This is a genomic window from Leucobacter allii (assembly GCF_022919155.1).
GTDB classification, from domain to species: domain Bacteria; phylum Actinomycetota; class Actinomycetes; order Actinomycetales; family Microbacteriaceae; genus Leucobacter; species Leucobacter allii.
On the sequence record NZ_CP095045.1, the window covers coordinates 1,038,663 to 1,062,736 of the forward strand.

Below are 24,074 nucleotides of genomic sequence, written 5' to 3' on the forward strand. Positions count from 1 at the left end.
GGTTATCGTGTTCCCCAGTCGTATTTCTGTTTGGTGAGTTGGAGGTAGACGAAGGACTCCGTGAAGGCGACGCCGTCGACTTTGCGGATCTTCTCGTTGAGGAGTTCGATGAGGCCATCGTCGTCCTCGCAGACCACCTCCGCGATGATGTCGAAGGACCCCGCGCTGAGCACGACGTAACTGATCTCCGGCATCTCGGCGAGGCGATCGGCGACGACCCTGGTATCGCCGGACACGCGGATGCCGAGCATGGCCTGGCGGCTGAAGCCGAGGCGCATCGGGTCGGTCACGGCAACGATCTGCATGACCCCGGCATCCGTGAGCTTCTGCACGCGCTGGCGGACGGCGGCCTCGCTGAGGCCGACGGCCTTCCCGATCTCGGCGTACGAACGACGGCCATCGCGCTGGAGTTGCTCGATGATCGCCTTCGACGTCGCGTCGAGTGCCGGTGAAGTGCGTGCGCTGCTCACGCGACTGATTCTTGCAGCCGCGAGGGGAAAAAGCAAAGGAATCCGAAGATTTCGAGCCTGAATCCTGCCTATCTCCACGCTGCTTCCCAGAGAGAAGCGCTGATTCCGCACGCATTCCCGCGCCGAACATCACCATTGTGTGAAGAATCCGTGTCGGTCGCGGCGTCCGCTTGGCAACGATTCCCCGTCTGTGCAATATTCGATGCACACCCCGGCATTGGCGCCGCCCGTGCGCGAGTCGGTACCCGGATATGAGAAACCAAGGAAGTGATCTCATGGCACGACAGCCACAAGACCCCATCGTCCGCGATATCGTCCAGATGATCCGCGGCGCGCAGCTCAGCCGCAGGCAGCTGCTCCGCGGCGCCGCGGTCGGGGCGGCCGGCGCGGGCACGCTCGGACTCGCCTCCTGCGCCGGCGGCGGATCGAGCAGCGGGGACGGCGTCGTCTGGGGCAACTGGACCTACTACCTCGACTACGACGAGGAGAGCGGCAGCTACCCGTCGCTCGACCGCTTCATGGAGGAGTCGGGCTACGAGGTCGATTACATCGAGGACATCGACGACAACAACACCTTCTACGGCAAGATCAAGGATCAGCTCGAGCTCGGCCAGTACACCGGGTACGACGTGGTGACCTTCACGGACTGGATGAACGGGCGCATCATCCAGGCCGAGCAGGTGCAGGAGTTCGACTACGCGAACCTGCCGAACGTGCAGGCGAATCTCGTCGACGCCCAGTGGGACGCGCTCGACGTCGATCCCGGGCGCAAGTTCTCGATCCCGTGGCAGCTTCCGGCTTCCGGCTGGGTGTGGAACACCGAGGCGGTGCCCGACGGCATCAAGACCCTCGACGACTTCCTGCGCCCCGAGCTCAAGGGCAAGGTCGTCGTGCTCAGCGAGATGCGCGACACCGTCGGGATGATCCTCGCGGGGCTCGGCCACGATCCCTCGGGCGACTGGGGCGACGCCGAGTTCGACGAGGCGATGGCGTGGCTCGACGACGCCCTCAAGAGCGGGCAGATCGGCAACGTCAAGGGCAACAGCTACACGCAGGACCTCATCTCCGGCGACGCGCTGGCGGCGATGGCGTGGTCCGGCGACGTGATCATGCTCAACGCCGAGAACGACAACCAGTGGACGCTCGAGATCCCCGAATCCGGCGGCATGATCGCCTCCGACTCCTTCACCGTCCCGAACGGCACCTCGGCGGAGGCGAAGGCCCGGGTCGAGGAGATGATCGACTACTACTACCAGCCGGAGGTGATGGCCGAGGTCGCCGACTACGTGACGTACGTGCCGCCGGTCAAGGGGACGCAGGAGGCGATGCGCACCGTCAACCCCGAGAACGCGGACAACCCCCTCATCTTCCCGAGCGAGGCGGACTGGGAGCACCTGCACTCCTTCCGCACGCTCTCCGCCGAGGAGGACAAGAAGTACTCGACCGAGTTCCAGAACGTGCTGGGCCTCTGATGGCGGCGGAGCATGCGGCCTTCGCCGAGTCCGGAGCGGACCTGGAGCTCGTCGGCATCCAGAAGCGCTTCCCCGGCTTCACGGCGATCGAGGAGTTGGATCTCACGATCCCGGCGGGATCGTTCTTCGCGCTGCTCGGGCCGTCGGGCTGCGGCAAGACGACCACCCTGCGCCTCGTCGCGGGGCTCGAGGACCCGACGGCCGGTCGGATCCTCATCGGCGGCACCGACGTGAGCGGACTGAAGCCGCACAAGCGACCGGTGAACACGGTGTTCCAGTCCTACGCCCTCTTCCCGCACATGAGCGTGCTGGAGAACGTCGCGTTCGGACTGCGCCGGCGCCGGATCGGCGATCCGGTGGGGAAGGCCCACGAGGCGCTGCGCCTCGTCGAGCTCGACCACGTGGCGGATCGGAAGCCCGCGCAGCTCTCCGGCGGCCAGCAGCAGCGCGTCGCCCTGGCCCGCGCCGTCGTGAACCGGCCCGCGCTGCTGCTGCTCGACGAGCCGCTCGGCGCCCTCGACCTCAAGCTGCGCCGGCAGATGCAGCAGGAGCTCAAGCAGATCCAGCAGGAGGTCGGTCTCACCTTCCTCCACGTCACCCACGACCAGGAGGAGGCCATGACGATGGCCGACACGGTCGCGGTCATGAACAAGGGTCGGATCGAGCAGATGGGCGCTCCGGAGGAGCTCTACGAACTGCCCCGCACCGTCTTCGTCGCGAACTTCCTCGGCCAGTCGAATCTGTTCGCGGTCGAGGTCGCCGGCGGGACCGAGCAGGTGCTCCACACCGACTTCGGGGGGTCCAGGATCTCGGTGCCGCGCGCGCGCAGCGTCCGCGACAGCGGCGCGATCACCGTCGGCGTGCGCCCGGAGAAGCTCCACCTCTCGCTCGCCGAGCCGCCGGCGGCGGCCGACACGAACGTGATCGGGCCGGGGCGGATCACGGACGTCTCCTTCATCGGCGTGAGCACGCAGTACACGGTGGAGGTGCCTGGCGCGGGCCCCGTCCAGGTCTTCGCGCAGAACCTGCAGGCCGGCCCGCAGGCCGCGCTCGGCGACGAGGCCTGGCTCAGCTGGCACACGGAGCACACCTTCGGCCTTGCGGACGACCGGCTCGACACCGGGGCGCTCACCGCCGACTTCTCGACGCGGGCGATCGCGACCCGCGCGGCGCTGGCGGAGTAAGCGGAGGGCGTCATGGCATTCACCGCATTCTCCGGCGGCACGCGCGCCGTCGAACAGGCGCCGAAGCGCAAGGGATGGGTGGCGCTGCTGCTGCTCCTGCCCGGCATCGCGTACATGCTGCTGTTCTTCGTGGCGCCGTTCGTGCAGCTGATCCTCACCTCGCTGCAGGCCCCCGCCGACTCCGGCGGCATCGGGCAGTACGTCGCGGCCGCGCAGTTCTCCAACTACTGGGCGGCGCTCTCGGAGTACTGGCCGCAACTGCTGCGCTCCTTCGGCTACGCGCTCATCGCGACCATCGTCGGCCTCGTCATCAGCTACCCGCTCGCGTACCTCATCGGCGTGAAGGTGCGCTCGAAGCCGATGCTGCAGGGCGTGCTCCTGATCCTCGTGGTCGCCCCGTTCTTCATCAGCTTCCTGCTGCGGACGCTGGCGTGGAAGTCGATCCTCCCGAACGAGTGGATCGGCACGCACTTCTCCGTGATCTTCGGCCTCGTGTACAACTTCATCCCGTTCATGGTGCTGCCGATGTTCTCCTCGCTGCAGGCGCTCGACCTGCGGCTGCTGGAGGCGGGGTCCGACCTGTACGCCTCACCGGTGACGACGTTCCGCCGCGTCACCCTGCCGCTCTCGATGCCGGGGATCGTCTCGGGGACGCTCCTGAGCTTCATCCCGATGTCGGGCGACTACGTGAACGCGTCCAGGGAGTTCCTCGGCGGCACGGGGACGACGATGGTCGGCAACGTGATCGAGTCGAACTTCCTGCAGACGCAGAACTATCCGATGGCCGCGACGCTGTCGATCATCCTCATGGTCATCATCCTGGTGATCGTGGCGACGTACGTGCGCAAGAGCGGGGCGGAGGATCTGCTGTGAAGGGCTTCACGCTGGGCAAGGCCTTCGTGCCGGTGGTCGGGGCGATCGCCCTCATCTACCTGCTCCTCCCGATCGCGCACGTGATCCTGTTCTCGTTCAACGACGCGGGGCGCAACAACATCATCTGGCGCGGCTTCACGCTCGACAACTGGCAGAATCCCTGCGGCGCGCCGCAGGTGTGCACCGCCTTCGGCAACTCGATCCTCGTCGGCGTGGTCGCGACGGTCATCGCGACCGTGCTCGGGACGATGATCGCGATCGCGCTCGTGCGCTACAAGTTCCGGGGCAGCTCGACCGTGAGCCTGCTGCTGTTCACCCCGATGGCGACGCCCGAGGTCGTGCTCGGCGCCGGACTCGCGGCGCAGTTCCTCCTCGCGGGGGTCGAGAAGGGCATCGGCACGATCATCCTCGCGCACACGATGTTCTGCATCTCGTACGTCGTCGTGGCGGTGAAGGCTCGGGTCGCCTCGCTGAACCCTGCCATCGAGGAGGCCGGCCGCGATCTCTACGCCTCGCCCGGGCAGGTGTTCTGGCGGATCACGCTGCCGATGCTCGCCCCCGGCATCATCGGCGCCGCGCTGCTGAGCTTCGCGCTCTCCTTCGACGACTTCATCATCACGAACTTCAACTCGGGCACGGCCACGACGTTCCCGAAGTTCATCTACGTGTCCGCGCTCAAGGGCGTGCCCGCGCAGGCGAACGTGCTCGCCTCGATCGTGTTCGTCGGCGCCCTGCTGCTCGTGATCATCGTGCAGATGGTGAACATCAACAAGCAGAAGCGGCTCGCGCGCGCCTAGCCCGTGAACGATGTCCCCCGCCCGGAGGCTCCGGGCGGGGGACATCGCGCGTGTTCGGCTTGCGCCCGGGCGGTCGCGGGTGCAGGATGAGTGCTTGGCGAAATCACCTTCGCCGCATGAAGACGCCATCGCGCGCGGCAGCGCCGCGCGCGGCGGCCGCGTTCTTGAAGGAGAGAACATGGCGAATGCATCCGCCGCGACGATCTCGCGGGGCGGCACCCTGAAGCGCAGCCTCGGGCTCTGGGCCATCGTCGGCCTGGGCCTCGGCTACATGACCCCCACCGTCGTCTTCGACACCTTCGGCCTCGTCGCCCGCGACACGAACAACGTCGTGCCGCTCGCCTACCTCGTCGCCCTCATCGTCATGGTCTTCACCGCGATCAGCTACGGCAAGATCGCGGGGGCGATCCCGAGCGCGGGCTCCGCGTACACCTACGCGCGGGAGTCGATGCACCCGAACGTCGGATTCGTCGTCGGCTGGACGGCGCTCATCGACTACATGCTGCTTCCGATGGTGAACTGCCTCATCATCCGCAGCTACCTCGAGGCGTTCTTCCCCGGCGTGCCCGGCTGGGTCTGGGTCGTGCTCTACGTCGTCTTCGTGACCGGCATCATCTACCTCACGATGCGCGGCACGTCGAACGTCAACATGATCCTGCTGGTCTTCTCGATCGTCGTGATGGCCGTCTTCGTGGTCATGGTGATCGTGCAGCTCTCCGGCGGCGCCGGGGTCGGCGGCGTCGTCACGGTGCAGCCCTTCCTCCACAGCGGCGTCGAGTTCGGCGCGGTCCTCGCCGGCGCGACGATCGTGTGCTTCTCGTTCATCGGCTTCGACGCCGTGACGATGTACGCGGAGGAGGCGAAGACGCCGAAGATCATGCCGAAGGCGATCCTCCTCACGGTCGTGCTCGGCGGCGCCATCTTCCTCATCGCCGGCTACTTCACGCAGCAGCGCTTCCCCGACTGGAACGAGTTCGCGCCGGGCGGCGACATGCAGTTCGTCGAGGACTCGACGCTGCCGATCATCGGCGAGCTCGTGGGCGGCAAGACGCTCGCCGCGATCCTCACCGCGGCCGGTTTCGCGGCGACGCTCGCCTCGGGCCTCGCCTCGCACGCCTCGGTGTCGCGCATGCTGCTCGTCATGGGCCGCAACAACGTGCTGCCGAAGCGGGTGTTCGGCTTCATCAACGCGAAGACGCACACCCCGACCTTCAACATCGTGCTCACCGGCGCGATCTCGCTGCTCGCCATCGCCTTCACGCTCGAGATGATCGCGGCCTACATCAACTACGGCGCGCTCATCGCCTTCACCTTCGTGAACCTCTCGGTGATCGCGTGGTTCGCGATCCGCAAGGGGCGGCGGCGCACCCCGAAGGACATCTTCAACTACATCGTGATGCCGGTGGTGGGCACGCTGCTCACCGGCCTCCTGTGGGTGAACCTCGACGGGCACGCGCTGCTGGGCGGGCTCATCTGGACGGCGATCGGCATCGTCTACCTGGCCGTCATCACGAGGGGCTTCACGCGGAAGGTCGCGTCGTTCGACGAGAACCAGCCGGTGACGGGCTTCAACAAGCTGCCCGAGGGCGGGGCGGAGCCCGAGCCGGAGCCGGCGGGCGAGCCCCGCTAGTCACGCCGTCGGCGCCGGTCGAGCCGCGGGGTCCCCGGAGGGATCCCGCGGCTCGCGCGCATCAGCGGGGTCCGCCGCGGCGCCCGCGCTGCCCGCGGCGCCCGCGCTGCTCGCGCCGCCGCGTCGCCGATCGCGGTCGAAGAACGGGAGCGCGACCGCGCACAGCGGCCCGATGCACAGGGCGAAGACGACGGTGCCGATGCCGACGTTGCCGCCGAGCAGCCATCCGACGGCGAGCACGGTCGCCTCGATCGCCGTGCGCCCGATCCAGATCGGCGTGCCGAACCGGTGGTGGAGCCCCGTCATGAGCCCGTCGCGCGGCCCGGGACCGAGGTGCGCGCCGATGTAGATCCCGCTCGCGACCGCGAGCAGCAGCAGCCCGATCGCGAAGAACAGGCAGCGCAGCCACAGGGTCTCGGGCACCGGCAGCAGCCAGAGCCCGAGTTCGATGCCCGGTCCGACGAGCAGGATGTTCAGCACCGTCCCCATCCCCGGCCGCTGCCGCAACGGCCACCAGAGCAGCAGCACGGCGAGCCCGATGAGGTTCGTGAGCAGGCCGATGCCCAGCCCGGTGCGCAGGGAGAGGCCCTGCGCGAAGACGGTCCAGGGGTCCACGCCGATCGCGGCGCGGATCATGAACGCGTCGGCGATGCCGTAGAGGAGGAGTCCGGGGATGAGGCGTGCGAGTCGTCCGAGCATGGAGATCAGTCCACTCCGAATTGGCCTTGCGAACAAGATGCCAATCTGTCTACGGTGGCATCATGGGTGAGATCTGGCCGACCGCGCAGCGCGTGAGCGCGCGTCGCCTCGCGGAGCTGCTCGGCACCTGGCGGGGCGACGGCCACGGGTACGAGGAGCTCTGCGCCAGCGTGACGCTGCTCGTGCGCGACGGCCGCGTCGTGCCCGGCGCGGTGCTCCCCGCCGAGCGGCTGCTCGCCGAGGCGCTCGGCGTCAGCCGCACCACGGTCAGCGCCGCGTACCGGCGCCTGCGCGAGACCGGCGTCGTCGTGTCGCGGCGCGGCTCCGGCAGCGTCGTGCGCACGCCGACGGGCGCCCGGCCCGGGCTGTGGGCCGTCGGGGGGCCGGGCATCGATCTGTCGGCGGCCTGCCCCGAGCCCTGGAGCGGGCTCGCGGAGCTCCATGAGCGGGCCGCGCGGGAGCACGCCGGCCTCTTCTCCGGCCCCGGCTACGACACGATCGGCATGCCGGCGCTGCGCGCCGCGATCGCCGACCGCTACGCGCTCCGGGGTCTGCCGACCTCGCCCGAGCAGATCATGGTGACGCTCGGCGCGCAGCACGCGATCTTCCTCATCGCGCGCACGCTGCTCCGGCGCGGCGAGCGCAGCCTCATCGAGTCCCCGAGCTACCCGCACGCCCGGGAGGCGCTCGCCGCGACGGGCGCGCTCGTCGCCGAGCTGCCCGTCGGCGCGACCGCGGGCGGGGGCTACGATGCCGCCGCGATCCTCGAGATCGCGCGGCGCAGCGCGCCGAGGGTCGCCTACCTCATCCCCGATCACCACAACCCGACGGGGCTGCGGATGCCGCAGGAGCTGCGCCCCGCCCTCATCGACGCGCTCGTCGACCAGGGGGCGCACGTCGTGGTCGACGAGACGACGGCCGAGCTCTGCCTGGGCGGCAGCCGCCGCATCCGACCGTTCGCGGCGGCGGCCGAACGGGCGCATCAGGAGGACGCGATCCTCACGGTCGGCTCCCTCGGGAAGACGGTGTGGGGCGGCCTGCGGATCGGCTGGATCCGCGCGGCCCCCGGGCTCATCGCGCGGCTCGAGGCGAGTCGCAGAGTCGGCGATCTCGGCACCGCAGACTGGTCGCAGGCCATCGCCCTTCTCGCGCTCGAGGACTACGAGCGGATCCTCGCGGAGCGCAGTCGGCAGCTCACCGGCCGGCACCGGCTGCTCGTCGAACGGCTCGGCGCGGAGCTCCCGGATTGGCGGCTCAGCGCGGCGGAGGGCGGCGTCTGCGTCTGGGTCGACCTCGGCGCGCGCGCGAGCAGCCGGCTCAGCCGACGGGCGGCCGCCCTCGGGCTGCAGCTCCCGCCAGGCCCGCGCTTCGGCAGCCCCGGCGTCTTCGAGCGGTTCCTCCGCCTGCCCTTCTCGGCGCCGGAGGACGCACTCGCCGCAGCGGCGACCCGGCTCGCGGAGGCCTGGCGGGCGGAGCGCGACGCCGCACCGCCGGACGCCGCGTCCGCGGCGGTCATCTGAGCGGACCGCGCCGCGGAGGCGTCGCGACGGGTAGGCTAGGGGATCATGCTCGATCTTGACTTCAGCGCCCGCATCCGCGCGCTCCGCGCGACCTACGCCGACATCGCCGCGGTGTCCGACCTGCCGAAGCTCGATCGGGAGATCGCGGAGCTCGAGGAGCAGGCCGCGGCGCCCGGGCTGTGGGACGACCCCGCCGCCGCGCAGCAGGTGACGAGCGGCCTGTCGCATCGGCAGGCGCGCGTGAAGCGGCTCCGCGGCGTCGAGGGCCGCATCGACGACCTCGAGGTCCTCGTCGAGCTGGCGCAGGAGATGGAGGACGCGGACGCGCTCGCCGAGGCGGCCGACGAGCTGCATGCGCTCGAGAAGGTCATGCAGGACCTCGAGGTGCAGACGATGCTGTCCGGCGAGTACGACGAGCGCGCCGCCGTCGTCACGATCCGCTCCGGCGCGGGCGGCGACGACGCCACCGACTTCGCCGAGATGCTGCTGCGCATGTACCTCCGCTGGGCCGAGCAGCACGGCTACGCGACGAAGATGCTCGACACCTCCTACGCGGAGGGCGCGGGGATCAAGTCCGCCACCTTCGAGATCGACGCGCCCTACGCCTTCGGCACCATCTCCGTCGAGGCCGGCACGCACCGCCTCGCGCGCATCAGCCCGTTCGGCTCGGCCGACAAGCGGCAGACGAGCTTCGCCGGCGTCGAGGTGATCCCGCTGCTCGAGGAGGCGACCGAGGTCGATGTGCCGGAGACGGACATCCGCGTCGACGTCTACCGCTCCTCCGGGCCAGGAGGCCAGTCCGTCAACACCACCGACTCGGCCGTGCGCATCACCCACATCCCGACGGGCATCGTCGTCTCGATGCAGAACGAGAAGTCGCAGATCCAGAACCGCGCCGCCGCGATGCGCGTGCTGCAGACCCGCCTGCTCCTGCTGCAGCGCGAGGAGGAGGCCGCCAAGAAGAAGGAGCTCGCCGGCAGCATCACGGCGAGCTGGGGCGACCAGATCCGCTCCTACTTCCTCTACGGCCAGCAGCTCGTGAAGGACCTGCGCACGGGCCACGAGTCCTCGCAGCCCGACGCGGTCTTCGACGGCGACCTCGACGGCTTCATCGCGGCGGGGATCCGCTGGCGCTCGCTCGCGAAGAACGACTGATCCCGGGAGGCGCCCCGGCATCCTGGGAATGCCCGCAACCCCTGCGCGCCTGCGCGGCGCACCGCGGGAACCGGCGTAGGGTCGTCACGTCATGATCCTCTTCGAGAACGTCACCAAGAAATACCGGGGCACGGCGAAGCCCGCGCTCGACCGCGTCGATATGAACATCGACCGCGGCGAGTTCGTGTTCATCGTCGGCGCCTCGGGATCCGGGAAGTCCAGTTGCCTGCGCCTGGTCCTGCGTGAGGATCAGCCGAGCTCGGGCAAGATCCACGTGCTGGGGCAGGACCTCAGCAAGATCTCCTCGCGGAAGGTGCCCTACTTCCGCCGCAATCTCGGCACCGTCTTCCAGGACTTCCGCCTGCTGACGAACAAGACCGTCTACGACAACGTCGCGTTCTCGCTGCAGGTCATCGGCAAGTCCCGCGGCTTCATCCAGGAGGCTGTGCCAGACACCCTCGAGATGGTGGGGCTCGCGAACAAGGCGAAGCGCTTCCCCCACGAGCTCTCCGGCGGCGAGCAGCAGCGCGTCGCGATCGCCCGCGCGATCGTGAACAAGCCCGCGATCCTGCTCGCCGACGAGCCGACGGGCAACCTCGACCCGGCCACGAGCCTCGGCATCATGCAGCTGCTGCGCGCGATCAACGCGGCGGGCACGACCGTCGTCATGGCGACCCACGAGGCCGCCTTCGTGGACATCATGCAGCAGCGCGTCGTCGAGCTCTCGCAGGGCGCTGTCGTGCGCGACGAGGTGGGCGGCGGCTACGGCGAGACCGCCTCGATCCCGGTCTCCGACCTCTCCGCCCAGGGCGTGCAGGTGCTCCGCACGACGGAGGCGGTCGTCCGGGCCGCGCTCTCGCCGCAGGCGGCCCCCGAGACCGACTCGGCCGAGCACGTGGAGGCCGCGGTCGCCGCGGAGACGGCCGCGATCGCGATGCCCGCGCCGCAGGCGCCCGAGGCCGCGCGCCCGCCGGCGGCCGGCGCGGACGAGCCCGCCGCCGACACCGACACGGTCGTCGTGCCCGCGCGCAGCGCGAGCGTCTTCGAGGAGCCGAACCCGCTCGGCGGGGAGGACGACGGCGTCGACGAGGACACGCTGCGGCCGGACGGTCCGCAGGAGCGCCGCATCCCCGGCTTCCTGGACCCGGATCGCCCCGATCCCGTGCAGATGTCCGAGACCGGCAGCCTCGCCGAGCACCTCGGATTGAACCGCAAGGACGACGATCAGACGGATGTGGGGCCGGTGCGATGAGGGCGGGACTGGTACTCGGCGAGGTCTGGAACGGGCTGCGCCGCAATCTCTCGGTGGTCATCTCGGTCGTGCTCGTGACCTTCGTGTCGCTCACCTTCGTGGGCGCGGCGATCATCATGCAGCTGCAGATCCAGCAGATGAAGACCTTCTGGTACGACCGCGCGCAGGTCGCGATCTACCTCTGCACGGCGTACGACGAGAGCTCGACCTGCGCCGGCACCGACGCGGGCGAGGAGGAGATCGCCGCCGTGCGCGACGCGCTCGAGTCCGACACCCTCGCGCCGTACATCGACGAGACGTTCTTCGTCGACCACGACGAGGCCTACGAGCAGTTCACCGAGCAGTTCGCGGGCAACCCGATCGTGGAGATCACGAAGCCCGAGCAGCTCAACCAGACCTTCTGGGTGAAGCTCTCCGACCCGTCGCGCTCCGACATCATCCAGGAGACCTTCGCCGGCATCCCCGGCGTGCAGAGCGTGTCCGACCAGCGGAGCCTCCTCGACCGGATCTTCCTGTTCCTCGGCGTCGCGAGCTACACCGCCATCGCCATCGCCGGGCTCATGCTCGTCGCGGCGATGCTGCTCATCTCGACCACCATCAGGCTCTCGGCGTTCTCGCGCAGGCGGGAGATCGGGATCATGCGCCTGGTGGGCGCGTCCAACCGCTTCATCCAGACCCCGTTCATCCTGGAGGGGATCATCGCGGCACTCGTCGGCGCGGTGCTCGCGAGCGCGGCGTCGGTCGCGATCGTGAAGTTCTTCGTGCAGGGCGTCCTCGCGAGCGAGGTGCCGTTCACGAGCTACATCACGGTGGAGCAGTCCCTCGTCGTGCCGCCCGTGCTGATCCTCATCGGCGTCGTGCTGTCGGCGATCGCGGCGAAGATCGCGATCACCCGCTACCTCAGGGTCTAGCGGCGCGGATCCGGCGCGGTGCGGGGCCGCGGTGCGCTACGCTGGTGCTTCGGCCCGCGAGCGAGAGGATGAGGAGATGCCCAAGGAGACCGGCGAGAAGCTGATCGCCTCCAACAAGAAGGCGCGTCACGAGTACCTCATCCTCGACACCTACGAGGCGGGGATGGTGCTCACGGGCAGCGAGGTGAAGTCGCTGCGCATGGGGCGCGCCTCGCTCGTGGACGGCTACGTCTTCATCGAGCGCGGTGAGGCCTGGCTCGACGCGGCGTACATCCCGGAGTACCTCAACGGCTCGTGGACGAACCACGCGCCGCGCCGCAAGCGGAAGCTGCTGCTGCACCGCCAGCAGATCGACAAGCTCTTCCAGAAGACCCGCGAGGGCGGCATGACGATCATCCCGCTGCGCCTGTACTTCCTCGACGGCCGGGCGAAGGTGGAGATCGCGCTCGCGCGGGGCAAGCGCGAGTACGACAAGCGGCAGACCCTGCGCGAACGGCAGGACAAGCGCGAGGCCGAGCGGGCCATGCGCACGAAGAACCGCATGGGGGAGTGACCCGCTGTTGGCGTCCGGGCCAATAGACTGAGGCCATGCCGGAGGTGACGCGCGGGGCTCGGGTGCGCAAGCCCGCCGGGGAGCGGCGCGCCGAGATCGTCGCCGAGGCCGCCGGGATCGCGCTCGCCGACGGCCTCGAACGGGTGACGCTGCGCGCCGTCGCCGAGAGGCTCGGGGTCCGCCCCGGGCTCATCAGCCACTACTTCCCGGCGGCCGAGTCGCTCGTGGTCGAGGCCTTCGCCGCGGCCGTGACGGGGGATCGGGAGCGCCACCTCGGCCGCGGGGCGGCGGGCGATGACGCCGGGCCGCTCGCGCGCCTCGCGCGATTCCTCGGGAGCGTCGGCACGGAGGAGGGGATCGCCCAGGCGCGGCTGTGGCTGAACGCGCGGCATCTCGCCCGCTTCTCGCCCGCGCTCGCGGGCGCGCTTGAGGAGCAGGAGCGCCTCGACCAGGACCGGCTGGCGGAGCTCGTGCGCGCGGGCGTCGACGCCGGCGCCTTCCGTGCGGCGGACGCCCGCGCCGCGAGCGTGCGGATCTTCATCGCGGTCGACGGCTTCGGAGCGTACGCGAACAGCGCCGCGATCGGCGACGCGGCGTACGCGTCGTTCGTCGTGGACGCGAGCGCCTGGCTGCTCGGCCTCGACCCCGACGAGCTCGCCGCCGCGGTGGCCGCGGCCCTCGACGCGGACGACGCGGACGTGGTATGATGGTGTGCTCCGGCGGCAGCGTCGGAGCACGACAATTCCACAGCGCATGATGCGAACGCCCCGACCGCACCCCCGTGGTGCACGCTCGGGGCCGATCGGTTTCGACACGTCGATTTGAGACTGTGAGAAGCGGGCCGAGGACGCGGAGTTATCTCGTAAACGCCCTTCGCACACCATAGGTGCCAACGCTAAGCGCACCGACTTCGCTCTCGCTGCCTAAGCACGAGACCGAGTCCGTCAGGTCGGGTGGGCCTCCGCCCCGGTTTCCTGGCGTCATTGAGGGGGCTTGCTGGTGCGTCGCGTTTCAGGGCGTACCGGGACTTGCACTGGAACTGGGCCTGTCGTCTGAGGTGTTCGTGACAACGGACGGGGCCGAGTAGAACGCTTGCACGAACTACGCTCGTAGAAGGCACGGAATCGTCGAAGTGGACCGGGGTTCGATTCCCCGCGGCTCCACGAGAGCGTTCGCATCATGCGCGGAGCGCGGCCCCGAGGTGAACACCTCGGGGCCCGCGCGTGTCCGGGCTGCTCGCGATGGCGCCGGCCGGTACCATCGTGGGCATGAGCGAGACCCGTGCCGCGCGGCCCGTCGACGGCACGTCCGCGGCGTGAACTCCGACGCGGCCGCCGGCGGCCCTGCGCGGAGCGCGAGTCGGGCGGCAGAGGTCTTCCGGGTGTTCCTCCGACTCGGCGTCACCTCCTTCGGCGGTCCGGTCGCCCACCTCGGATACTTCCGCGAGGAGCTCGTCGTGCGCCGGCGCTGGGCGAGCGAGGCGCAGTACGCCGAGCTCCTCGCCCTCTGCCAGTTCCTGCCCGGACCGGCTTCGAGCCAGCTCGGCTTCGCCCTCGGGCTGCTCCGCGGCGGGCCGCTCGGCGCCGTCGCGGCGTGGACCGCGTTCACGCTGCCCTCGGCCCTCCTGATCGTCCTCTTCGCCGTCGGCGCCGTCTCCCTCGACGGTCCGCTCGGATCTGGCCTCGTGCTCGGCCTGCAGGCCGTCGCGGTCGCCGTCGTCGCGCACGCCGTCTGGGGGATGGCGCGCACCCTCGCCCCCGAGCTGCGCCGCATCCTCATCGCCGCGGCGGCGGCGGCTCTCGCGCTGCTCGTGCCCGGCGGCCTCGGCCAGCTCGTCGCGATCCCCGTCGGCCTGCTCGCCGGCATCGTCTGCTGTCGCACCGGGGCCGAGGGCCCGGCGGAGCCGCTCGCCGTGCGCGTGCCGCGCCGGGCCGGCATCGCCGCGCTGCTCGCCGTCGGCCTCCTGCTCGCCGGCCTGCCGATCCTCGCCCGCGTCACCCACGACCCCTGGGCTGCGATCGCCGACGCGTTCACCCGCGCGGGCGCGCTCGTCTTCGGCGGCGGCCACGTCGTGCTGCCGCTGCTGCAGGCCGAGCCGGCGATCGCCGCGGCGGTGCCGCCCGAGCGCTTCCTCGCCGGGTACGGGGCGGCCCAGGCGCTGCCGGGGCCGCTCTTCGCATTCGCGGCCTTCCTCGGCTTCGAGATGCAGCCGGGCCCCGCCGCCCCGCTCGGGGCGCTCCTCGCGCTGGTGGCCGTCTTCGCACCCGGGCTCCTGCTCCTCGTGGGCGTGCTGCCGTTCTGGGAACGCCTCCGCGGGCGATGGGCCGCGCGGGCCGCGCTGGCCGGGGCGAACGCCGCGGTCGTGGGCATCCTGGCCGCAGCGCTCTGGGACCCGGTCATCCGCACCGGGGTGACCGGCGTCGCGCCGGCGCTCATCGCGGCGGGCTGCCTGCTCCTGCTCGTCGGGGGACGGCTGCCCGTCTGGGCGGTCGTCCTCGCGGGCGCCGTCGGCGGCGTGCTCGCGGGGCTCCTCGGGGCCGGGACGGGAGCGGGCGCCGCCTGGGCCTGAGCGGGCGCCGCCTGGGCCTGAGCGCGCGGCGACGGACGGTTCAGGCGAAGCGGTACGTGGAGTAGCGCACGACGTCGGCGCCGCGCTCGGCGACCGCGAGGAAGAGGGCGCGCTGATAGGCGGCGAGGCGTTCCGCCGACGTCTCGATGGTGACGACGGTGCGGAAGTAGTAGTCGGCGGGATCGACGGCCTCGCCCCGCAGCAGCGCCTCGAGCACCGCGGGCTCGCCGCTGCGCACCCCGTTCGCCTGGAGGTACAGCAGTTCGCCCGCGGTCGTGCGCGCGGAGTAGCGGCCGTCGATCTCGATCGAACCGTCCGACCGCACGATCTGCCAATCGGCGCCGCCCGGCAGGATCTCGGCCTCGAGCGCGCCGGTGATCCTGCCGCCGACGATGGGGATGACGCGCCGGTGCCCGGCGCGGGTGGCGCCGTGGTCCTCGAGGGCGCCGAGGGCGACCTCGACGTCGAAGACGTGCGCGAGGGAGGGGACGGGGAGGGTCATGCTCGTTCCTGTTCTGCGCCGCCGCTCGTGGCGACGGCCGCGGGATCGATGGCGGCCGCGGGACCGGCGCGGTCCGCGGGATCGGGGTCGGGTTCAGGGGCGTCGGCGAGCGCCTCGGAGAGCCGCTCGAGCGCGGGCAGGGCGGCGCCGATCGTCGCGAGCTCCTCGGGGCGCAGCGCCCCGCTCGCGCGGGCGAGGAGCCGGGAGCTCGCGTCGTCGAAGGCGGCGAAGATCCCGCGCGCCCGGGCGGAGAGGCTGACCCGCACGAAGCGGCGGTCCGCGGGGCTGCGTCGTCGCTCGACGAGGCCGGAGCGCTCCATCGCCGCGAGCAGGTTGCTGATCGTCGAGCGGTCGAGCCGCAGCCGCGTGGCGAGCTCGCCCGGCGTGGGGGCCTCGGCCGTCTCGAGCGCGCGGATGATCTGGATCTGCGCGTCGGGGATGTCGGGGAGGGAACCCGCCGCGCGCGCGGCCGCGAGCAGCGTGCGCCGCAGCGGCGAGATCACGGCGGCGAGCCGTGCCGGGTCGAAGCCGGCCGAGGCTCCGGGCGCAGCGGTCATCCGCGCACGGTCAGCGACGAGCGCGCGTTCAGGGACTCGGGATGGAATCCGGCCGCGCGCTTGTAGCCCGCGGCGATGTCCTCGAGCTCCTCGGGCGCGATCACCTCGTGGATGTGCGCGAAGCCCTGCGGCGCCCGTTCGGCGGCGAGGAGCATCACCCGCTCCGGTCCCGTGCCGCGCGTCTGCGCGTGGAGCGCCGTCGTGGCCGGGCGGCGCTCGGCCTCGTAGGCCGCGAGCCCCTCCTCCGGCGTCGCCGCCGTCGCGAGGCGGTGCGCGAGCGTGCGCGCGTCGAGCACGGCCTGCGAGGCCCCGTTCGAGCCGTTCGGGTACATCGCGTGGGCCGCGTCGCCGAGCAGCGTCGCGTTCCCGAAGGTCCAGCGCGGCAGCGCGTCGCGGTCGACCATGGGGTACTCGAGGATCTCGTCGGCGGAGCGGATGAGGGCGGGGACGTCGAGCCAGTCGAAGCGCCAGTCCGCGAAGCGTTCGGCGATCGGCTCCACGGGCACGGCGCGGTTCCACTCGGCGGCGCGCGATGCGCCGCCGGCCTCGCGGCGCTCCGCGATGAAGTTGATGGGCATCCGCCCGTCCGCCTCGACCGGCCCGAGCGGGTAGGCGACGAACTTCAGCTCCCCGTCGCCCGCCATGATCATGGTGCGCCCGTCGAGGAAGGGGGCGGCGCGCGCGACGCCGCGCCACAGGGTCAGCCCGTTCGAGGGCGGGGCGCCCTCGGCGGGGTAGTGCTGCGCGCGGAGCGCGGAGTGGATGCCGTCGGCGCCGATGACGACGTCGGCCGCGACCTCCTGCGCGCCCCGTCCGGTGGCGAAGCGCGCGAGCGCGCGGCCCGCGGCGTCCGCCCCGGAGCGGACGTCGACGAGTCGATGGTCGGTGCGGATCACCTCGCCCAGCCGTTCCCGGACGAGGTCCCGGAGGACGAGCTGGAGCCGGCCGCGGTGCACCGACAGCTGCGGCCAGCGGTAGCCCGCCGCGGTGCCGCGCGGTTCGCTCCAGATCGACTGGCCGAAGGCGTTGAAGTAGGCGAGCGACGTCGGCCGGACGGCGTGCGCCGCGATGTCGTCGACGATCCCGAGCTCGGTGAGTTCGCGGACGGCGTGGGGGAGGAGGTTGATGCCGACGCCGAGGCCGCGGATCTCCGCCGAGCGTTCGTAGACGCCGATGTCGTCGAAGCCCGCGGCCTCGAGGCTCAGCGCCGTGAGCAGTCCGCCGATGCCGGCCCCCGCGATCGCGATCCTCATCGATCCTCCCGTACCGGTCCGGCGGACCGCGCTAGTGATTTTGTGACAAAACTAATGCAGCCCGGCGCCGATGTCCACTCCGCGGCGGCGGCATCAGTCGGAGAGCCGGCCCATCATGCGCGCGGCCTCGAAGCGGAGCCGGCCGTCGGCCGCGCGGGGGTCGTAGCCGAGCTGCCGCACGAGCGAGGCGTGCCGCTGCTGCAGGCTGCTGTGGTGCACGCCGAGCTCCTCCGCGGCGGCGCGCACGCTCGGCGCCCGCACGAGCGCGTCCAGGAGTTCGAGCGTGCGCGCGTCGAGCGGGGACAGCGCGGCGACGTCGGGGTGCGCGCGGATCCGGGACGCCTCAGACCGGGCGAGCTCGATGAGGACGCCCAGGTCCTCGGCGCGCACGACCGGCCGCCGCCGGTCGGCGAGCCGGAGCGCGATCCTCGCGTCGCGCCAGGCGTCGGGGAGCGCTCCCGGGTGCGGCGCGACCGCCGTACCGGCGGGCTCCCCCGGGGCGGGGGCCGCGGGATCCGCGAGTCGCGCGCGCAGCGGCCCGAGGCGGTCGACCAGCACGGCGCCGCGGCCGGTGCCCGGTTCCGCGTCCTCCGCCCGGAGGGCCCAGACGGCGACAGGCGCGCCGGAGGAGAGCCGCAGGCGGGCGGCGGCCGTCGCCCGCTCGGCCTCGGAGCGCGCGCCGTCGAGCAGGATCTCGAGGGCCGTCGCCTCCGGATGGCTGCGCGCGTCGAGCGCGGACACGGCGAGCAGGAACCGCTCGAGGATCAGCTCGTCGTGCGGCTGCGGTTCGCCCGAGCGCTCCAACCGCACCGCCGCGCCGCCGGCACGGAGCTCGGGCCAGTCCGGCGCCCCGGCCGTGTCGGCGGCGTCGCGGCTGCGCACCCCGTCGGCGTCGACGCGGATGCGGCGCCCGGGCAGGATCGCGGCGGCCGGCGCGCCGCCGAGCACGGCGGCGGCGCGCACGACGGCCTCGAGCCCCGCGCCGTCCGCCACGAGCGCGTCGAAGTAGGCGATGACCTTGAGCGACTCCCCGGCCTCGGGGGAGAGCGCCGACAGGCGCCCGGCGAGTTCCTGCATCGGCACTCCTCCCTGCACGCTCGTCGGGCGCCGTGCGCCCTCAGGACCCGAGTATGCGGTCCACCCAATTGTCGCGCGCCGCGAGCATCTTCTGCGACAGGGCCGCCTGAGGGGCGAACCCCTCGAAGGCGTGGAATCCGCCGGGCCAGACGTGGAGCTCGGCGTCGCCGCCGGCGGCCCAGATCGCCGAGGCGTAGGCGACGTCCTCATCCCGGAACACCTCGGAGGAGCCGCAGTCGATGAAGGCGGGCGGCAGGCCGGAGAGATCCGTGGCGCGCGCCGGCGCGGCGTAGATGGAGACGTCGTCGCCGCCCCGTCGATCCCCGAGGAGGGCCGTCCATCCGGTGAGGTTGCTCGTGCGGTCCCAGACGCCGACCCCGTCGATCTGCCGGGTCGACACCGTCGTGTCGCGGTCGTCGATCATCGGGTACATGAGCAGCTGCCCGCACAGTCGGGGGCCTCCCCGGTCCCGCGCCAGGAGCGCCGTGCCCGCGGCGAGCCCGCCGCCGGCGCTGCCGCCCGCGATGAGCAGCCGGTCGGGGTCGATGCCGAGCTCCGCCGCGTGCTCCGCCGTCCACGCGAGCCCGGCGTAGCAGTCCTCGACGGGCACGGGGTCGGGGAACTCGGGCGCGAGCCGGTACTCGACGGTCACGGCGACCGCGTTGTGCTTCACGATCCAGCCGAAGAGCCCCGCGATCCCGGTCCAGCGGTCCCCGATGATCATGCCGCCGCCGTGGGTGTGGTAGATGCCGGGTCCCGTGCCGGTGCGTCCTCGTGCCTGCACGATGCTGACGATGATCGCATCGCCCCGGTAGCCGGGGATCTCGACATCGCGCCGCTCGAGGCCGGCCGCGTCGAACGCGTCGTCGTCGATCGCGAGCGCCGGATTGCCGGTGCGCATCGCCGGGATCATCTCCGGCGTGATCGTCGGCGGGGAAACCTCGGCCAGGACCGCGAGCGCGGCGCCGAGCTCGGGGTCGAACGGGGGATACCGGGTCTCGGTCGTCATGCGAACTCCTTCGTTCCGTCGTCGCCTCGTCGCGACACTGCCATTCTTCGCCACGCGCATGTGCGGCGCACCCGCCGGACGGCCGGGATGCCGACGGTCCCGACCCGCCACGGCGCATCGCCCCTCAGGCGCACCAGCTGGGCGCGCCGCCGATCACCGAGCGGGGCGCGGCGGCCTCGCCGTCGATCGCGAGGAAGCTCGTCGAGGCCTCGCCGCCCTGCGCGGGGAGGCGCTCGACCGCGAGCCGTTCGCCGTTCGGCGAGAGGCAGATCCGCCCGATGCGCGTGTCCTTCGCCGCGGGGGCGTAGAGCGTCCGCGAGCCCGCCGCGGTGCGCAGTTCGATGCGCTCGGATCCGTCGGATGCGGCGACGACGTCGACGACGGTCCCCGCGTCCAGGTGGAGGGCCCCGCCGGCGGGGGCACCGGACGGGACGAGCGCCGACGTCTCCGGGAGCGGAAGCCGCACGTCGCCGGTCCGGGCCCCCGAGAGCTCCAGGATCCGCGCATCGCCGCCCGCCGCGTCGAGCACGGCGAGCGCGGTCCCGCCAGGCAGCAGCGCGCCCAGCTCCGGGGCGCGCCCCGGCCCGGCGAGGCCGAGATCGGTGACGCGCGCCTCGGGGAAGGACTCGGAGAGGAGGATCCTCCCGGAGCCGTCCCGCACGACGACCGCGCCGGTGCCCGGCACGAAGCGCCAGTCGTCGACGACGAGCGGCGTCCCGTCGGCGTCGGCGAGGGCGGTGACCGCGGGGGCGTCGACGCCCGGGGCGGCGTCGATGAGGAAGAGCGTGCGGTCGCGCGCGACCCCGTCGGTGCCGGTGCCGCTGCCCACCACGCCGATCAGGCCGCCCCGCGGATCGGCGCGGAGCTGCTCGAGCCGGTCGAGCGCGATGAGCGGGAGCCGTGGGGCGGCGCCCGGAGCCGTCGCGCCCGCGGCGTCCGGATCGCTCATCCCGTGCGCCTCGCCGTCGCGGGCGGGCACCGTCACGAGGCGCAGTTCCGACCCCGGGGCGGTCCGTCCCGAAGGCTCGACCGCGCCGCCCGTCGGCAGGGCGTCCGTGACGACGGCGAGGCGGTCCCCGGAGGCGGCGAACTCCCGGATGGCGGGCGCGCCGGGGAGCGTCGCGGCGTCGAGCACGGTGCGCGTCGCCGCGGGATCGCCGAGGCGGTGCTCGAGGATGCGCTCGCCGCCGACGAGGGTGGTGACGGGCGGATCGGCCGTGGTGAACGCCGTCCCGACCGTGCGCGTCGTGCCGAGCGCCGCGCTGCGCACGAGCGCCTCGACGGTGTACCGGGTGTCGGTGGCGAGCATGCCGGTGAAGCGGATGGTGACGTCGGACCCCTCCGTCGAAAGGACGAAGGGGGCGTCGGGTGAGACGTCGACATCGCCGGGCGCGAGCGCCTCGAGCGGCTGATTCAGGCGGAGCACCAGACGCTGGTCGGTGCGGGAGACGACGAGCCCGGGGTGCACCTCGGCCGTCCGCAGCCGGGGCCCCTGGGCGAGGTTCGCCGCGGCGAGGCCGAGCGCCAGGAGGGCCAGCAGGGCGACGGCGGCGGCCCGCACGACGGAGCGCCGTCCGCGGCTGCGTCCGCGCTCGCCGCCTCCGCGCTCAGTACACATACGGATCCTCCGGTGCGTCGATCTCGGTGATCTCGGCGGGCCGCAGCACCACGGCGTTCGGGCTCGTCGGGTCGGGGTTCGCGACGAAGACGCCGGCGACCCGCACCCAGCTCCCCTCGGCGTACCGGTCCGCCCAGCCCGCGAGCGCGACGGGCACCCCCACCGGCTGCGCGTCGACCGCGCAGCAGGACACGGCGAATCGGGCGACGGCGAACTCCGCGGCCGCGCTCCCGGCGTCCGTGCCGTCGGCGAGCACGAAACCGCTGATGGTCGCGCGACGGCCCTCGAGGGCGACGCCGCCGTTCTGCCGGAGCATCCCCGCCCAGTCGCGCACGGTCGGCGCGTCGCCGTCAGCCGCGTCCCCGTCGCCTGCGGCCTCGGCGGGCGCCGTGCCCGGTCCGCCGGGCGCGGCGGGGAGGCTCGTCGCCGAGGTCCCCTCGGCGAGCTGGCGCTGCTGGGCGAGCGCGGTCGAGAGCGTGGCGGGCGGGGCGATGAGCAGCCCGGCGCAGGCGAGCGCGACGAGCAGCCACCCTCCCTGCTCCGCGAGTCTCGCGCGTCGGGCCGGTCGACCGTGACGGTCGACCGACGCGGCGACGGTCCCGCCCGCGCGCCCGGCGTCCGCCTCCCGGCCCGGCCCGTTCCGCGTCCGCTCGATCAGCAGGGAGGCGGCGCCCGCGAGACCGAGCGCCGCGACGGCGCACATCGTGACGGTGAAGGCCGCGTAGCGCGGATGGATGTACCAGCCGAGCCGGCCGGTGGCGGCGAGCCACAGCACGGCCGCGATCCCGATCATGCCGAGGACCGGTCCGATCCAGAGCCGGGAGCCGGTGCTACGCGACAAGGTTCATCCCCCATCCGATCACGAGGCAGCTCAGCCCGACGACGGCCGCGAGATACGCGAGCGCCCGACCGCGGAACGTCGTGCGCAGCAGCGCGAGCATCTTGAGATCCATCATCGCGCCGAAGAGCAGGAAGGCGACGATGCTGCCCGGCATGAACGTCGAGCCCAGCGACAGGATGAAGAAGGCATCGACGCTCGAGCAGATCGAGATGACGAAGGCGAGCGCCATGAGGGCGAGCGCGGACCAGAGCGGATGGGCGCCGAGGACGAGCAGGAGCTCCCGCGGGACGCCGACCTGGATGGCCCCGGCGAGCGCGGAGCCGATGACGAGCGCCGGCAGCAGCGCGCTCGTCTCCTCCGCGAGGCCCTCGAGGCTGCGCCGCAGGCGCCCGCCAGGCGCCGCATGCTCGTGGCCGCACGCGGCGCGGAATCGAGGTTCGAGCAGCGCCCCCGGCTCGGGGTGGGTGCTGAGGAGCCATCCGACGAGATTCGCGACGGCGAAGCCGCCCGCGATGCGGGCGATCAGGATCCCGTGGTCCCAGCCGAAGGCGTGGTAGGTCGTCAGGATCGTGACGGGGTTCAGGATCGGTGCGGCGAGGAGGAACGTGGCGGCCTCGGCCACGGAGAAGCCGCGCATCATGAGCCCGCGGGCGAGCGGCACGTTGCCGCACTCGCAGACGGGCATGACGACGCCGACCAGGGAGAGCGCGGCGCGGCGGAGCGCCGGGGAACGCGGGAGGACGCGATCGATGACGCGCTCGGGGACCCAGACGCGGACGAGCGTCGAGCAGACGATCCCGAGGAAGACGAAGGGCAGGGACTCGATGAACACGCTGAGGGAGAGCGTCACGAGGTCCGCCGCCGCGGCGGGCAGGCCGGGGAGCAGGGCGCCGCTCGCGGCGCGGACGGCGAGCAGCGCGGCCAGGAGGGCGAGGGCGATCGCGGCGCCGAACGCGATGCGGAGGGCCGGGCCCGTGCGCGCGGGCCGCGCGGTCGACGGCATGCATCCCCCTCCGGCGTGCGAGACGACCGATTGCTGCGAATGAGAACGAATATCAGTGTAGGGCATGGGGCGGGCGGTTCCCCTCGGCGCCGCGCCGTCGCCGCGGCGACCCGGCTCGCCGCGCGGCCGCGCGGCCGCGCGCTAGGCTGGGCCGCATGAGACGGGTCGCGGTCGTCGTGCTCGAGGGGGCCAAGCCCCTCGATGTCGGCATCCCCGCCCAGGTGTTCACGACGCGGGCCAGCATGCCGTACTCGGTCGACGTCTGCGGCGTCCGTCCCGGCGCCATCGCGGGCGGCGACGGCCTCTCCTATCACGTCGAGCACGGCCTCGAGGCGCTCGAAGCGGCCGACCTCGTCTTCGTGCCCGGATACCGCCACCCCGACCGGGAGCCGCCGCCTGCGGCGCTCGCGGACGCGCTCCGCGCGGCCCACGCGCGGGGCGCGCGCCTCGCCGCGATCTCGACGGGGGCGTTCGCGCTCGCCGAGACCGGGCTCCTCGACGGGCTCCGCGCGACGACCCACTGGCACTACTCGCGGATTCTCGCCGAGCGCTACCCGCGGATCCGCGTCGACGAGCGCGTGCTCTTCGTCGATGAGGGCTCCGTGCTCACCTCCGCGGGCGCCGCCTCCGGCATCGACCTCTGCCTGCACATCCTCCGCAAGGAGTCGGGGATGGCCGTCGCGAACCACGCGGCGCGCCGGCTCGTCGCGGCGCCCTACCGCAGCGGGGGTCAGGCGCAGTTCGTGCCGCAGAGCGTGCCGGAGACCCACGGGGAGCGATTCGCGCAGACGCGCGAATGGGCGCTGCGGCACCTCGGCGATCCGATCGGGATCGCCCGTCTCGCGGAGCACGCCAGGGTGTCGCCGCGCACCTTCTCCCGGCGGTTCCTCGACGAAACCGGGTACACGCCCATGCAGTGGGTGATGCGGGCCCGCGTGGATCGCGCCAGGGAGATCCTCGAGGAGACGGATCTCGGCGTCGACGAGATCGCCGCGACCGTCGGCCTCGGCACCGCCACGAACCTCCGCAGGCACTTCCGCGCGGTGCTCGGGACGACCCCGACGGAGTACCGGAGGGCCTTCTCCGAGGGGTCCTGAGCGACACGCCCGAGCGTTGGCAGATTAGGTTC

23 protein-coding genes and 1 other RNA gene are annotated in these 24,074 nt (G+C 72.3%); 14 read left to right on the plus strand and 10 right to left on the minus strand.

Annotation, left to right across the window (positions count from 1 at the left end; all coding sequences use genetic code 11):
• Window positions 1–2 precede the first annotated feature (2 nt).
• Window positions 3–470, minus strand: coding sequence for an Lrp/AsnC family transcriptional regulator (locus MUN78_RS04810; RefSeq protein ID WP_244693401.1), 468 nt, complete (start codon window positions 468–470; stop codon window positions 3–5).
• A gap of 275 nt (window positions 471–745) precedes the next feature.
• On the opposite strand from MUN78_RS04810, the gene MUN78_RS04815 reads away from it, so the two are divergent.
• From MUN78_RS04815 to MUN78_RS04835, 5 genes are all read left to right on the plus strand, one after another.
• Window positions 746–1,942, plus strand: a complete 1,197-nt coding sequence (locus MUN78_RS04815) for an ABC transporter substrate-binding protein (protein ID WP_244693402.1) — start codon at window positions 746–748, stop codon at window positions 1,940–1,942.
• Window positions 1,942–3,126 (plus strand): ABC transporter ATP-binding protein, encoded by a 1,185-nt coding sequence (locus MUN78_RS04820; protein WP_244729182.1) that lies wholly within the window; start codon window positions 1,942–1,944, stop codon window positions 3,124–3,126. The genes MUN78_RS04815 and MUN78_RS04820 overlap by 1 nt, the downstream gene beginning before the upstream one ends.
• A gap of 12 nt (window positions 3,127–3,138) precedes the next feature.
• Window positions 3,139–3,999 (plus strand): ABC transporter permease, encoded by an 861-nt coding sequence (locus tag MUN78_RS04825; protein WP_244693404.1) that lies wholly within the window; start codon window positions 3,139–3,141, stop codon window positions 3,997–3,999.
• Complete coding sequence (locus MUN78_RS04830; RefSeq protein WP_244693405.1) at window positions 3,996–4,796, plus strand: ABC transporter permease; 801 nt, start codon at window positions 3,996–3,998, stop codon at window positions 4,794–4,796. Before MUN78_RS04825 ends, MUN78_RS04830 begins: the two co-directional genes overlap by 4 nt.
• 178 nt (window positions 4,797–4,974) lie before the next feature.
• A complete protein-coding gene (locus MUN78_RS04835) occupies window positions 4,975–6,426 on the plus strand; it encodes an APC family permease (RefSeq protein ID WP_244693406.1) in 1,452 nt (483 codons plus the stop codon).
• On the opposite strand, the gene yczE is transcribed toward MUN78_RS04835, so the two are convergent.
• A complete protein-coding gene (yczE, locus tag MUN78_RS04840; protein WP_244729183.1) occupies window positions 6,427–7,125 on the minus strand; it encodes a membrane protein YczE in 699 nt (232 codons plus the stop codon).
• Between the two features lie 62 nt (window positions 7,126–7,187).
• Here yczE and yczR point away from each other — a divergent pair, with 62 nt between their 5' ends.
• The 8 genes from yczR (at window position 7,188) to chrA (ending at window position 15,085) form a co-directional block, all read left to right on the plus strand.
• Window positions 7,188–8,645 carry a MocR-like transcription factor YczR gene (gene yczR / locus MUN78_RS04845; protein ID WP_244729184.1) on the plus strand — a complete coding sequence of 486 codons (1,458 nt, stop codon included), beginning with the start codon at window positions 7,188–7,190 and terminating at the stop codon, window positions 8,643–8,645.
• Window positions 8,646–8,690: 45 nt separating this feature from the next.
• On the plus strand, window positions 8,691–9,800 hold the full coding sequence (prfB, locus tag MUN78_RS04850; protein WP_244693409.1) for a peptide chain release factor 2: 1,110 nt from the start codon (window positions 8,691–8,693) through the stop codon (window positions 9,798–9,800).
• A 91-nt stretch (window positions 9,801–9,891) separates the two neighbouring features.
• Entirely contained in the window at window positions 9,892–11,052 is a 1,161-nt protein-coding gene (ftsE, locus tag MUN78_RS04855) for a cell division ATP-binding protein FtsE (RefSeq protein ID WP_244693410.1), read from the plus strand.
• Window positions 11,049–11,963 carry a permease-like cell division protein FtsX gene (gene ftsX, locus MUN78_RS04860; RefSeq protein ID WP_244693411.1) on the plus strand — a complete coding sequence of 305 codons (915 nt, stop codon included), beginning with the start codon at window positions 11,049–11,051 and terminating at the stop codon, window positions 11,961–11,963. Before ftsE ends, ftsX begins: the two co-directional genes overlap by 4 nt.
• Window positions 11,964–12,039: 76 nt before the next feature.
• Window positions 12,040–12,516 (plus strand): SsrA-binding protein SmpB, encoded by a 477-nt coding sequence (gene smpB, locus MUN78_RS04865; RefSeq protein ID WP_244693412.1) that lies wholly within the window; start codon window positions 12,040–12,042, stop codon window positions 12,514–12,516.
• A 35-nt stretch (window positions 12,517–12,551) separates the two neighbouring features.
• Window positions 12,552–13,223: a TetR/AcrR family transcriptional regulator gene (locus MUN78_RS04870; protein ID WP_244729185.1), complete on the plus strand. Its 672-nt coding sequence runs from the start codon at window positions 12,552–12,554 to the stop codon at window positions 13,221–13,223.
• 87 nt (window positions 13,224–13,310) lie between these two features.
• Window positions 13,311–13,682: a transfer-messenger RNA gene (gene ssrA / locus MUN78_RS04875) on the plus strand.
• 215 nt (window positions 13,683–13,897) lie between these two features.
• Window positions 13,898–15,085, plus strand: a complete 1,188-nt coding sequence (gene chrA / locus MUN78_RS04880; RefSeq protein ID WP_244729187.1) for a chromate efflux transporter — start codon at window positions 13,898–13,900, stop codon at window positions 15,083–15,085.
• Between the two features lie 40 nt (window positions 15,086–15,125).
• On the opposite strand, the gene MUN78_RS04885 is transcribed toward chrA, so the two are convergent.
• From MUN78_RS04885 to MUN78_RS04920, 8 genes are all read right to left on the minus strand, one after another.
• Window positions 15,126–15,587: a DUF3237 domain-containing protein gene (locus tag MUN78_RS04885; protein ID WP_244729189.1), complete on the minus strand. Its 462-nt coding sequence runs from the start codon at window positions 15,585–15,587 to the stop codon at window positions 15,126–15,128.
• The gene (locus MUN78_RS04890; RefSeq protein ID WP_244729191.1) at window positions 15,584–16,144 is read right to left on the minus strand and encodes a MarR family winged helix-turn-helix transcriptional regulator; all 561 of its coding nucleotides are present in this window, start codon (window positions 16,142–16,144) and stop codon (window positions 15,584–15,586) included. The genes MUN78_RS04885 and MUN78_RS04890 overlap by 4 nt, the downstream gene beginning before the upstream one ends.
• A complete protein-coding gene (locus tag MUN78_RS04895; protein ID WP_244729193.1) occupies window positions 16,141–17,397 on the minus strand; it encodes a flavin-dependent oxidoreductase in 1,257 nt (418 codons plus the stop codon). The genes MUN78_RS04890 and MUN78_RS04895 overlap by 4 nt, the downstream gene beginning before the upstream one ends.
• Before the next feature lie 93 nt (window positions 17,398–17,490).
• The gene (locus MUN78_RS04900; RefSeq protein ID WP_244729195.1) at window positions 17,491–18,474 is read right to left on the minus strand and encodes a helix-turn-helix domain-containing protein; all 984 of its coding nucleotides are present in this window, start codon (window positions 18,472–18,474) and stop codon (window positions 17,491–17,493) included.
• Between the two features lie 40 nt (window positions 18,475–18,514).
• Window positions 18,515–19,483 carry an alpha/beta hydrolase gene (locus MUN78_RS04905; protein WP_244729197.1) on the minus strand — a complete coding sequence of 323 codons (969 nt, stop codon included), beginning with the start codon at window positions 19,481–19,483 and terminating at the stop codon, window positions 18,515–18,517.
• Between the two features lie 124 nt (window positions 19,484–19,607).
• Window positions 19,608–21,101, minus strand: a complete 1,494-nt coding sequence (locus MUN78_RS04910) for a hypothetical protein (protein WP_244729199.1) — start codon at window positions 21,099–21,101, stop codon at window positions 19,608–19,610.
• Window positions 21,091–21,942, minus strand: coding sequence for a TIGR03943 family putative permease subunit (locus MUN78_RS04915; RefSeq protein ID WP_244729200.1), 852 nt, complete (start codon window positions 21,940–21,942; stop codon window positions 21,091–21,093). The genes MUN78_RS04910 and MUN78_RS04915 overlap by 11 nt, the downstream gene beginning before the upstream one ends.
• A complete protein-coding gene (locus MUN78_RS04920; RefSeq protein WP_244729202.1) occupies window positions 21,932–22,945 on the minus strand; it encodes a permease in 1,014 nt (337 codons plus the stop codon). The genes MUN78_RS04915 and MUN78_RS04920 overlap by 11 nt, the downstream gene beginning before the upstream one ends.
• Before the next feature lie 155 nt (window positions 22,946–23,100).
• Here MUN78_RS04920 and MUN78_RS04925 point away from each other — a divergent pair, with 155 nt between their 5' ends.
• The gene (locus MUN78_RS04925) at window positions 23,101–24,042 is read left to right on the plus strand and encodes a GlxA family transcriptional regulator (protein ID WP_244693423.1); all 942 of its coding nucleotides are present in this window, start codon (window positions 23,101–23,103) and stop codon (window positions 24,040–24,042) included.
• The last annotated feature ends 32 nt before the right edge of the window (window positions 24,043–24,074 follow it).